The organism is Terriglobales bacterium, from assembly GCA_035457425.1.
Lineage (GTDB): Bacteria > Acidobacteriota > Terriglobia > Terriglobales > Acidobacteriaceae > JACPNR01.
Genome location: DATIBR010000163.1, coordinates 26,747 through 37,003, shown reverse-complemented (window position 1 = coordinate 37,003; position 10,257 = coordinate 26,747). Strand labels below are relative to the sequence as shown.

The following is a 10,257-nucleotide window of genomic DNA, read 5'->3' as shown; positions in this document are numbered from 1 at the left end:
GAGCTGGAGCTTTCCGTTCGCAGCTACAACTGCCTCAAGAACGCGAATATCCAGACCATCGGCGAGCTGGTCCAGAAGACCGAGGCCGAGATGCTCAAGACCAAGAACTTCGGCCGCAAGTCGCTCAACGAGATCAAGGAGATCCTTGCCTCGATGGGCCTCTCGCTCGGCATGAAGATCGACGAGCAGGGCAACGCCGTGCCGGTCAGCGCCACCGCCGGCGCCGCTCGCATGGAAGGATAACGATTCGTTTGGAGGCGGGCGGTTTCGCCCGCCTCCAGCTTCAAATTTTGGCTAGGCGCCGGCGGCTCGCCCGCGCAACAGGATTGAGAGAACTTTATGCGTCATCGTGTAGGAACCTGGAAACTCGGACGTAACACCTCGCACCGGCGCGCGCTGCTGCGCAACCTCGTCACCTCGCTCATCCTCGAGGAGCGCGTCGAGACCTCGGTCGTGCGCGCCAAGTTCATGCGCGCGCACGTCGAGCGCATGATCACCCTCGGCAAGCGCGGCGATCTCGCCGCTCGCCGGCAAGCGGCCGCTTTCCTCATGACCCGCGCCGCCGTCGACAAGCTCTTCGAGATCGCGCCCCGCTTCGGCGATCGCGAAGGCGGTTACCTGCGCATCGTCCGCAAGGGCTGGAAGAAGGGCGATGGCACCGAGACCGCGTGGATCGAGTTGCTCGGCGCCGAGAAGACGCTCGAAGCCAAGAAGGAAAAGACCGCCGAACGCCGCGCCAAGCGCATCGAGGAAGCCCGCAAGCAGATGGAAGAGCAGGGCGAGGTGCCTTTGGCCGACGCCGGAGAAGACAAGAAAGAATCGAAGTAGCTTTCCGCTTACCGCGACGCGCCCGCTTCGGCGGGCGCGTTTTCTTTCCCGCGAAAGAAGGTGCTGAAGGCGCTGAGGGCCCACAGCACCGCCGCCGCTCCAAAGGGAAGCCACAACATCGGCAAGGGCGCGACCTGAAGCGGCTCGGGAACGAGTTGGCCGATCGCGTCTGTGCCATGCGCGCGCAGCATCGCGCTGCCGAGAATCCCGATCAGACCTGCGACGCGCCCGAGCATGTTTCCCCAACGCCCGCCGCGAGACAGGGCGATGCCCGCGACGAGGATCGCGCCGAATGCGAGCCACGCGCTCGTGACGACTTGCAGCGGCGGCGGCAGCACCGCTTCTCCGCCGTATTCCAGCGCGCGGTGGAACGTTGTGCCTTGCAGCAGCCGAGGCCCGTGAAATGGATGACCGGCTTTCCGCGGTAGGTGATCACGAAGAATGGCAGCGCGAAGCTCGCCAGCGCGAGGAGCGCGATCACCAACGCGGCGATCCGGCGGATCACGCTTCCATCCTCGGCGGCCGCGGCAGCCAGCGGTTCACGCGCGCGCAGTACTGCTTGTACTCCTCGCCGAACTTCGCGCGCAGCACCGGCTCCTCATAGAGCAGCACGAAGGCGTGCACGATCCCGACCAGCGCGAACAGGTACGCGACCACGCTCCACCTCCAGCGCGCCAGCAGGATGGCTTCACCCCACAGGAACAGCCACGCGGCGAGGTACATCGGGTTGCGCACGTAGCGATAGGGCCCGCGCGAGACGAACTTGCGCGGCGCGTCGAACGGCGCCGGGGTTCCGTGGCCGAACCACGAGAAGTCGAACAGGCACCACAGCATTCCCGCGAAACCCGCCGCCAGCGGTACGAGCCCGAGCAGCCGCGCCGGCTGCGCGAGCACGCCTTCCTCGTGCACCTCGAGCCCGAGCCACCGCGGCACGAAATACGTCCACAGCGACATGAACAGCACGCCGAAGAACAGCGACCGCAGCAGCGCGAACCAGCGCATAGACGGCGGCCAGCATACGCCTCTGTGTTAGAAAGAATCCATGCCCGCGCCCCGCGAGCGCCGCAACGTCTACGTCTTCGGCGCGACCTCGTTCCTCAACGACACGGCCAGCGAGATGGCCTACTGGATCCTGCCGGCTTTTCTCTCCACCATCGGCGCGGGACCGGCGCAGCTCGGCGTGATCGAGGGCATCGCGGAGAGCGTCGCGGCCGCGGCCAAGCTGTTCTCCGGATATCTCGCCGACCGCATCCCGCGGCGCAAGCCGATGGTCGTCGCCGGCTACGCGGTCGCCAACGCGGTGAAGCCGCTGCTCGCGCTCGTGACCAGCTGGTGGCAGGTGCTGCTCATCCGCTTCGCCGACCGCACCGCGAAGGGCATGCGCAACTCGCCGCGCGACGTCATGATCGCCGAGTCCGTGCCGGCCGAGCAGCGCGGCTCCGCGTTCGGCCTGCTCCAGGCGATGGATTCCGCCGGCGCCATCGCGGGCCCGCTGCTCGCGCTCCTCATCCTCACGCATCACGGGGCGCGCGCCGTGTTCTGGGCCGCCGCGGTCCCGGGCGCGCTTGCCATCGTGATCGTCGCGCTCTTCGTGCGCGAGACCGGCGCGCGCGGCGCGACCGCAGCCGGCAAGCTCGACTTCACGCTGCGCCCACACCTGCCCTGGCGTTTCCACTACGTGCTCGGCGCGGTCGCGCTCTTCTCGCTCGGCAACTCCAGCGACATGTTCCTGGTGCTGCGCGCCGAGAACGCCGGCATCCCGATCGCGTATGCGCCGCTGCTCGGGCTGGTCTTCAACATCACGTACACGCTCACGTCGTGGCCGGCGGGAAGGCTGAGCGACAAGGTGCCGCGGCACTTCGTCGCGGCCGCGGGCTATCTGGTGTTCGCCGCGGTGTACGTGACGTTTGCCGCCGCGCCGTCGCGCATGGCGATCTGGCTCGCGATGGCGAGCTACGGCCTGTTCTACTCGCTCACCAATCCGGTGCTGCGCGCGCTGGTGGTGGACCACTCGCCGGCGGAAAAGCGGGGCCGCGCGCTCGGGCTCTTCCACTTCCTCACTAGCGTGACGATGCTGGTCGCGAGCCTGATCACCGGCGGGCTGTGGGAGCTCTACGGCGCGCGCGTGCCGTTCTACCTCTCCGCGGGCCTGGCGGCGAGCGCGGCGCTCATGCTGCTGTTCGCGTCGGCGCCGCGCGGCACGGAAGCCGCGCGCGAGGAGCGCGAAGCCGCGGACTAAGCTGTCCGGGCGGCCGCGCGCTTCCGCCGCGCGAGCCACACGCGCAGGATCAGCAGTTGGGCGAAGAGCGCGCCGGCGCAGTCGAGCGCGACGTCGGCGGGATTGCTCGTGCGGCTGGACACGAAGTGTTGCAGCCATTCATCGGCGAGGGCGGTGAGCGCCGCCAGCAGGAATCCCCAGCGCGACCAGCGCAGCGCCCATTCGCGCGACTTCTCGCGCAGCTCCCAGTAGCGCGCGGCGCGGAACCACAGCCAGCTCAGGATCGCGTAATTCAGGAAGTGTCCGCTCTTGCGCAGGATGGCGTCGGCGACCGCGATCTCTTCGCCGGTCGAGACGCGGCGCAGCAAAAAAAGCACCACGCTGCGAAGCCAGGCACTGGTGTGGCTCGCGGAGAGCAACTCGCCCGCCGCCGCCACCGTCATCAGCGTCCAGCCGACCGCGGGTACCCACGTGCGGAACGCGAGCCGCACGCGCGTGCTCGCGCTACTCGACGCGGTAATTGGGCGCCTCGCGGGTGATGACGACGTCGTGCACGTGGCTCTCGCGCAGGCCCGCGCCCGAGATGCGGATGAAGCGCGCGCGCTCGCGCAGCTCCGGCACCGTCTGGGTGCCGCAGTAGCCCATGCCGGAGCGGAGCCCGCCGACGAGCTGGTAGATCATCGCGGCGAGCGGCCCGCGGTAGGGAACGCGGCCTTCGATGCCCTCGGGCACGAATTTCTGGAGGCGGTTGGTGCGCATGTCGCCGTCTTCGTCGCCCGCCAGCGCGGCCGAGGACTCGCCGTCGAGGTTCTGCGAGTAGCGCTCGCTCGAGCCGGAAGCCATGGCGCTCAGCGAGCCCATGCCGCGGTAGGACTTGAACTGCCGGCCCTGGTAGAGGATGGTCTCGCCCGGGGACTCGTCGGTGCCGGCGAACAGCGAGCCGATCATCACGACGCTGGCGCCGGCCGCGAGCGCCTTGGTCACGTCGCCGGAGTACTTGATGCCGCCGTCGGCGATGACGGGGATGTTGGCGTCCTTGGTGGCGCGCGCGGCCTCGGCGATGGCGGTGATCTGCGGCACGCCGGCGCCGGTCACGATGCGGGTGGTGCAGATCGAGCCCGGGCCGATGCCGACCTTGATGGCGTCGGCGCCGGCCTTCACCAGCTCGCAGGCGCCGTCGAAGGTGCCCACGTTGCCGGCGAGCAGGTCCACCTCCGGCAGCTTCGCCTTGATGGCCTTGATGGCCTCGATCACGCGGGTGGAGTGGCCGTGCGCGGAGTCGATGGCGAGCGCGTCGACCTTGGCCTTCACCAGCTCCTGCGCGCGCTCCAGGAAGTCGCCGGTCGCGCCCACGGCGGCGCCGCAGCGCAGCCGGCCGTGCGAGTCCTTCGCCGCCATCGGGTACTTCATCTTCTTCTGGATGTCCTTGACGGTGATCAGGCCCTTGAGCTGGAACTTGTCGTCGACGACCAGCAGCTTCTCGACGCGATGCTTGTGCAGGATCTCTTCCGCGTCCTCCAGCGTGGTGCCCACCGGGACGGTGATCAGGTTGTCCTTGGTCATGACCTTGGAGATGGGGATGTCGGTGCGGTTGACGAAGCGCAGGTCGCGGTTGGTCAGGATGCCGACCAGCTTTTTGGCCTTGGTGATGGGCACGCCCGAGATGCGGTAGCGGCGCATGACTTCCAGGGCTTCCGCGACCTTGTCGTCGGGCGACATCGTGATCGGGTCCACGATCATGCCGCTCTCCGAGCGCTTCACCTTGTCGACTTCGCCGGCCTGCTGCTCGATGGTGAGGTTGCGGTGCACGATGCCGAGGCCGCCCTGCTGCGCGATGGCGATGGCCAGGCGCGACTCGGTCACGGTGTCCATCGCCGCCGAGATGATGGGGATGTTGAGCGTGATGTTGCGCGAGAGCCGCGTCTGCGTGTTGACCTGCGCCGGGACCACGTCCGAGCGGGCAGGCAGCAGCAGGACGTCGTCAAAGGTGAGGGCTTCGGGGACAGGGAAGTGAATCATGTTTCATTGTACCGAGAGGGCCGCACTTTCCGCTAGACGCCGACGGAGTTGCGGCGCGCTCGCCCACCAGCGCGCGGCGCGCGAGCTGCGCCCGCGCGCAGAAAAAGCCGCCTACCCACCGCTCGCTGCGGCGAACGCCCGTCCTTCGGCCGGCCCTTCGCCTGCGCTCGCGCCGGGTAGGGATCTCACTTGGCGTCGTCGAACCCATACAGCTTCACCGCGTTCTCCCGCATGACCATGCGCGCGAGCTGGAGGGCGCGCTCGCGCGAGATCTCCCCGGCGTTCATCATGTCGGTCAGCGCGAGGGCGAGGGCGTCGCGGCCGGTGCGGTTCGCGACCCAGCCGACCTCCTCCCAGTCGACCTCGTCGCCGCCGGGCGCGAGGTCGGTGCCGAACATGATCTTCTCGGGGAACCACTCCAGGTAGTCGCGCAGGATCTCAGCGCCCTTGTCGCGCGAGAGCAAGAGGTTCTGCACGGAGAAATCGGCGTACACGTTGGGCTTGCCGAGCAGATAGGCGGCCGACTTGTGGAAGGGCCAGCCGCCGTGGATGAGCACGAAGTTGGTGGCGCGCAGCGACTTGTCGTTGAGCACGCCGTCGAGCAGCGCGGGATCGCTGCCGTTCAGGAAGAAGTAGCTGCCGCAGCCGGCGCCGGTGTGGATGTGGACGGCGAGGCCAAGCCGGCCGGCTTGCGCGGCCATGTAGCGGAAGAGGAAGTCCTGGAGGAGCTTGTAGTCGGCGGCCGGCGGCGGCGTTGAGCTCCAGGCATAGCGCGCCATGACGCGCGCTGCTTGCTCTTTGGTCGCTGGGCCCACTTCGAGCGACCGCAGATACGCCATTTCGAACTTGATGGCGACCGCGCCTTGTTGCTTCCAGCGCTCCAGGGTCGGGCGCACGAGCTTTTCGAGATACACATCGAGCGAAGTCGTCATCGCTTTCCTGCCCGATTCCTTCATGTACCGCCGGAGCAGCATCTCCTCGCGGCCGTAGAAGAACTTGCGGTCGGGTGTGTTCGCGAGCGCCGAATTGTTCAGCGGATACATCAGCGCGTCCGCGAACGGGACCCAGCGGAAGCGCGGGGGCGTCAGCCCGCGCGAGGTGCCGTTGAGCGTGAGGGCGATGCGGTTGGCGAACATCGTCTCGGTGCCGAGCTGGTCAAGCACCCAGGCGGGGTACCGGTCGCCGAGCTCGGCGCGCTTCTGCGCGCGCGCGGCGGCGGCCTGCCGGCCGTTCTGCGCTCCCCAAAGCGCCTTCCACGCCGCGGGGAAGAGCGCGTTCTCCTCTGCCCGGATGATGAACGGGTCGGCGGAGGGCTCGAGGTGGCCGCTGCAGGGCAGGGCGTCCCATTCGTCATCGTTCTCGCCGCGAGCGACGAGCTGGGGCACGTGCGCGTGGTTGTCGATGGCGCGGATGTTCGCAACCTCGGCGGCGATGGCGGGGTCGGCCTGGCGCGGCGACTGGGCGAGCGCCGGGGCAGCGAGCAGCAAGACGACAGTCCTAACGAGGAAAGCGCGCATAAAACCCCCGAAGTTTTCGGGGCCTACATTAAAGCAAGTCGACGAGTTTGCGAATCTCTTGGTGGACGAGGGCGAATTTTTCGAGCGGGGGATCGAGGATGGCCATGATGCGGCCGGTGACGGAGGCGTCCTCGGAATCGGGATCGGAGGGCATCTCGTCGGCGAGGCGGGTGAGGTTCTGGCTGGCGAGCTGGAGGGCGTAGAGGTGAGCGGTGGCCTTGCGGCAGTCGATGAGGTCGGTCTCGAGCAGGCGGATGACGCGGTTGACAGCCATCTGGAGGCTGGCGGCGTCGGTGATGAAGGGGAGCATGAGGAGCTTCTCCTCCGCGGCCTCGTGGTGATAGCGGCAGAGCGGGCGGCCCTTGAGAGCGGGGCAGCCGCAGGTCTGGCCGTTGTACTTGACGTAAGAGCAGCGCGGCGCCTTGCGGGCGTGGTCGGCGCGTTCCGGCTCGGTGTGATAGCCGTTGGCGGGCGCGGAAGCGGAGCTGGTGCTGGACTTCATGGGGGTACCCCTCCCCCCTCTCAGCCCTCGTGGGCCGCTAGGGGATTCAGAATGAACGACTTAACCTCGAAATGCACCGTGATCTCTACCGTGGTTTCACCGTGGTTTACCGTGGTTTACCGTGGTTCAGAAACGCGAGTCATGATGGCGAATAAAAAGCAAACATCAGAATACGGCGAGCGCATCTATTTGTCAAGTGGAATATTATTTCTTATCTATAAGAATACATGAACAGGGGCGGAGGGGAGCGGCGCAGCGCTCACGCCGCGACGTGATCCTGGTCACCCAGGGGGGAACCAGCGTCGCCTAACATCGTTGCAGCGATGGCGACTTCCACCATCCCGCTTCCGGTGGCGCGCCGGCGGCTTTCGGTCTTCGAGCGCTACCTGAGCGTGTGGGTGGCGGTGTGCATGGTCGCGGGCCTGCTGCTGGGCAAGTGGCTGCCGGGCGTGGTGGATTCGCTGCGGACGCTGGAGTTCGGGCACGGGAGCCAGGTGAACGTGCCGATCGCGGCGCTGATCTGGCTGATGATCACGCCGATGATGATGAAGGTGGACTTCGCAGCCATCGCGGGGGTGCGGCGCAAGCCGCGGGGGCTGCTGGTGACGCTGTTCGTGAACTGGCTGGTCAAGCCGTTCTCGATGGCGCTGCTGGGGTGGCTGTTCTTCCGGCACGTGTTCGCCGCGTGGATCACGCCGGCGGAAGCCGACCAGTACATCGCGGGGGTGATCATCCTGGCGGCGGCGCCGTGCACGGCGATGGTGTTCGTGTGGAGCTACCTGACCGAGGGCGACGCGGCCTACACGCTGGTGCAGGTGTCGGTGAACGACCTGATCATGCTGGTGCTGTTCGCGCCGATCGTGCGCTTCCTGGTGAGCGGGGCGTCGTCGTTGGCGGTGCCGTTCAGCGTGCTGCTGTGGTCGGTGGGGGTGTTCCTCGTGCTGCCGCTGGCGGGCGGGGTAGCGCTGCGCGCGTGGCTGACGCGGGCGCGCGGCCAGCAGTGGTTCGAGACCGCGTTCCTGCCGCGTCTCAGCCCGGTCACCATCCTGGCGCTGCTGGCGACGCTGGTCTTCATCTTCGCGTTCCAGGCGGAGAACATCACGGGGCGCTACCTGCACGTGCTGCTGATCGCCATCCCGATCCTGGTGCAGGTGTACCTGAATGCCGGGCTGGCGTACGGCCTGATGCGAGTGCTGAAAGTGGAGCACCGGGTGGCGGCGCCGGGGGCGCTGATCGGGGCGAGTAATTTCTTTGAGCTGGCGGTGGCGACGGCGATCGCGCTGTTCGGGCCGGGTTCGGGAGCGGCGCTGGCGACCGTGGTCGGGGTGCTGGTGGAAGTGCCGGTGATGCTGTCGGTGTGCGCGGTGTGCAACCGGACGCGGCAGTGGTTCCCGGCGGCGCCGGAGTCTTAGCGGCAGTCGTGGCAGTGTTCGCCGCGGAGGGCCTCGAGGCCCTCGTGCACGATGATGGGAGTCATGGCGAGGGCGGCGACGGGATCGGCCCACCACCAACCGAGCGTCGCGTTGAGCGCGAGGCCGCCGAGCAAGATGGCGGAGAGATAGGCGCAGAGCGAGGTCTGGCGCGAGTCGGCGTGGAGGGCGGCGCTGGCGAGCGCGCCCGCGGCCTTGCGCTTGGCGTGCGCCAGCCAGGGCATGACGACGAGCGAGACGGCGGCGAGCACGATGCCGACGAGGCTGCGCGCGGGGGCTTCCTTGCGCCAGAGGGCGAGGCCGGCATCGCCGGCGACGTAGGCGGCGAGCAGCAGGAAACCGAGGCCCACCAGCCTGAGGGCGCGCTGCTCCAGCCGCGCGGCGTCGGCGCCGCGATGCTCGGCGCGCAGGCGCCAGAGGAGCACGGCGCCCGACGAGGTCTCGATGAACGAGTCGATGCCGAAGCCGACGAGCGCGATGCTGCCGGCGACGGCGCCGCTGGCGACGGCGACCAGGCCTTCGAGCAGGTTCCATCCGACGGTGAGGTACTCGAGGCGGATGCCGCGCCGGAGGTCGCGCTGCCGCGTGATGGTGTCGGTGGCCACTGCCGCGATTCTAGTCCGGTGGAGGGCTCCTCACGGCGCGTCCAGCTGGTGGACCGACTGGCAGAGCGCGCGCCGCGCCTCTTCCGGGACGACGGCGAAGCGGAGTCCCAGCCGCTTGCCGACGGCGTGGCGCACGGTGCCGCGGAGGAACAGCAGGGTGCCGGCGCCGGCGCCCTCGCGCGGGGTGCGGAAGCGAAGGTCGAGCTCGGTCCCGATGGGGTAGAGGCGAGGCCCCATCAGACCGATGCCGTGCTCGCTCAAGTCGCAGGCGGCGGCGAGGACGAGCTCGCCGTTGGCGCCGTAGCGGACTTCAATGTCGGTGGAAACGCGGTGCGCCCGGCGGCGCTCACGCTTGGCTTGGTTAGTGGCCATACGAATCTCCTTCCTCGACCCCGAGATCGCGGCCTGCACCATGGAGTGTGCGCCGGGGCGGGCGCGGGCGCAAGATTACGAGGGTCACCAACATCCCGTAAGTCACTGAACCGGAAGGAAAGACTCGGTCGTCAGAGCTCCCAGAAGTTGTCGGTGTCTTCGAAGGTGAAGCCGAGCTCGTAGAGGCCGCCGGGTCCGGCGGAGCGGCGATAGACGATGCGGGCGTCGGCCTGCTTGCGGCGCTCGGGCCAGGCGATGGTGACCTGGTCGAGCAGCTTGTGGTGCGCGCGGGAGAGCATGAGGCCGCCGTGGGGGCTGATGAGGATGGTCTCGGCGATTTCCTGCTCGCTGTCGGGCGAGCCGACCGGGCGAAGCGTGATGTGCAGGCGCCGGGCGCGGCGCTGGCCGCGGCGGGTGTAGCCGAGCAGGCGCTGCAGGGCCTCGGCGAGGGCGAACTTGTCCTGGGGCGAGAGGCGGTCGAAGCTGACGCCGAGGCGGCCGTCGGGCTGGCTATGGCAGATCCTGGCCTGGGTGCGGACGGAGTGTCCGTTGGGCAGGTTGAAGCGCAGCCAGAGCTCGGGATCGCGCTCCACGCGGATGGGAGAGGCGAGCAGCATGCCACCTTCGCTGAGGTCGGAGCTGGTGCCGAGCGCGAGCATCAGCCCGCTACGCATCTCGACGGGCAGGGCGACGCGCACGCGCGGATGGCGCCGTTCGGCGTGATCGGAGGGCGTGTGGACGCGCAGGATCATGGCAGCATGGCCTC

At 68.3% G+C, this 10,257-nt stretch carries 13 protein-coding genes; 4 read left to right on the top strand and 9 right to left on the bottom strand.

The features are described 5' to 3' along the window. On the top strand, window positions 1-243 hold a 243-nt coding region (locus tag VLA96_12535; GenBank protein HSE50028.1), incomplete at its 5' end, for a DNA-directed RNA polymerase subunit alpha C-terminal domain-containing protein. A gap of 96 nt (window positions 244-339) precedes the next feature. Continuing rightward, entirely contained in the window at window positions 340-828 is a 489-nt protein-coding gene (gene rplQ / locus VLA96_12530) for a 50S ribosomal protein L17 (GenBank protein HSE50027.1), read from the top strand. Window positions 829-836: 8 nt separating this feature from the next. Here the strand turns inward: rplQ and VLA96_12525 are convergent, their stop codons facing one another. Together VLA96_12525 and VLA96_12520 are read right to left on the bottom strand one after the other, a co-directional pair. Continuing rightward, window positions 837-1,166, bottom strand: a complete 330-nt coding sequence (locus tag VLA96_12525; protein HSE50026.1) for a hypothetical protein — start codon at window positions 1,164-1,166, stop codon at window positions 837-839. 163 nt (window positions 1,167-1,329) lie between these two features. Then, window positions 1,330-1,830: an isoprenylcysteine carboxylmethyltransferase family protein gene (locus tag VLA96_12520; protein ID HSE50025.1), complete on the bottom strand. Its 501-nt coding sequence runs from the start codon at window positions 1,828-1,830 to the stop codon at window positions 1,330-1,332. A gap of 40 nt (window positions 1,831-1,870) precedes the next feature. On the opposite strand from VLA96_12520, the gene VLA96_12515 reads away from it, so the two are divergent. Next, window positions 1,871-3,067 (top strand): MFS transporter, encoded by a 1,197-nt coding sequence (locus tag VLA96_12515; protein ID HSE50024.1) that lies wholly within the window; start codon window positions 1,871-1,873, stop codon window positions 3,065-3,067. Here the strand turns inward: VLA96_12515 and VLA96_12510 are convergent. The 4 genes from VLA96_12510 to VLA96_12495 all read right to left on the bottom strand — a co-directional run bounded on the left by VLA96_12510 (window position 3,064) and on the right by VLA96_12495 (window position 7,084). Continuing rightward, a complete protein-coding gene (locus tag VLA96_12510; protein ID HSE50023.1) occupies window positions 3,064-3,537 on the bottom strand; it encodes a VanZ family protein in 474 nt (157 codons plus the stop codon). The genes VLA96_12515 and VLA96_12510 overlap by 4 nt on opposite strands. A gap of 13 nt (window positions 3,538-3,550) precedes the next feature. After that, on the bottom strand, window positions 3,551-5,065 hold the full coding sequence (gene guaB, locus VLA96_12505; protein ID HSE50022.1) for an IMP dehydrogenase: 1,515 nt from the start codon (window positions 5,063-5,065) through the stop codon (window positions 3,551-3,553). Between the two features lie 185 nt (window positions 5,066-5,250). After that, entirely contained in the window at window positions 5,251-6,552 is a 1,302-nt protein-coding gene (locus VLA96_12500) for an amidohydrolase family protein (protein HSE50021.1), read from the bottom strand. Between the two features lie 58 nt (window positions 6,553-6,610). Continuing rightward, the gene (locus VLA96_12495; protein ID HSE50020.1) at window positions 6,611-7,084 is read right to left on the bottom strand and encodes a hypothetical protein; all 474 of its coding nucleotides are present in this window, start codon (window positions 7,082-7,084) and stop codon (window positions 6,611-6,613) included. Window positions 7,085-7,407: 323 nt separating this feature from the next. Between VLA96_12495 and arsB the strand changes: the two genes are divergently transcribed. Beyond that, on the top strand, window positions 7,408-8,496 hold the full coding sequence (gene arsB, locus VLA96_12490; GenBank protein HSE50019.1) for an ACR3 family arsenite efflux transporter: 1,089 nt from the start codon (window positions 7,408-7,410) through the stop codon (window positions 8,494-8,496). Here arsB and VLA96_12485 read toward each other — a convergent pair. The 3 genes from VLA96_12485 to VLA96_12475 form a co-directional block, all read right to left on the bottom strand. Continuing rightward, the gene (locus VLA96_12485; protein HSE50018.1) at window positions 8,493-9,119 is read right to left on the bottom strand and encodes a cation transporter; all 627 of its coding nucleotides are present in this window, start codon (window positions 9,117-9,119) and stop codon (window positions 8,493-8,495) included. The genes arsB and VLA96_12485 overlap by 4 nt on opposite strands. A gap of 30 nt (window positions 9,120-9,149) precedes the next feature. Next, complete coding sequence (locus tag VLA96_12480) at window positions 9,150-9,491, bottom strand: PilZ domain-containing protein (GenBank protein HSE50017.1); 342 nt, start codon at window positions 9,489-9,491, stop codon at window positions 9,150-9,152. A 131-nt stretch (window positions 9,492-9,622) separates the two neighbouring features. Next, window positions 9,623-10,243, bottom strand: a complete 621-nt coding sequence (locus VLA96_12475; GenBank protein HSE50016.1) for a PilZ domain-containing protein — start codon at window positions 10,241-10,243, stop codon at window positions 9,623-9,625. Between the last annotated feature and the right edge of the window lie 14 nt (window positions 10,244-10,257).

Bases quoted from the DNA above. Each gene is read 5' to 3' on its own strand.
- guaB (HSE50022.1), bottom strand. From the start codon at position 5,065: ATGATTCACTTCCCTGTCCCCGAAGCCCTCACCTTTGACGACGTCCTG.
- VLA96_12520 (HSE50025.1), bottom strand. From the start codon at position 1,830: ATGCGCTGGTTCGCGCTGCTGCGGTCGCTGTTCTTCGGCGTGCTGTTC.
- VLA96_12495 (HSE50020.1), bottom strand. From the start codon at position 7,084: ATGAAGTCCAGCACCAGCTCCGCTTCCGCGCCCGCCAACGGCTATCAC.
- arsB (HSE50019.1), top strand. From the start codon at position 7,408: ATGGCGACTTCCACCATCCCGCTTCCGGTGGCGCGCCGGCGGCTTTCG.
- VLA96_12475 (HSE50016.1), bottom strand. From the start codon at position 10,243: ATGATCCTGCGCGTCCACACGCCCTCCGATCACGCCGAACGGCGCCAT.
- VLA96_12480 (HSE50017.1), bottom strand. From the start codon at position 9,491: ATGGCCACTAACCAAGCCAAGCGTGAGCGCCGCCGGGCGCACCGCGTT.
- rplQ (HSE50027.1), top strand. From the start codon at position 340: ATGCGTCATCGTGTAGGAACCTGGAAACTCGGACGTAACACCTCGCAC.
- VLA96_12515 (HSE50024.1), top strand. From the start codon at position 1,871: ATGCCCGCGCCCCGCGAGCGCCGCAACGTCTACGTCTTCGGCGCGACC.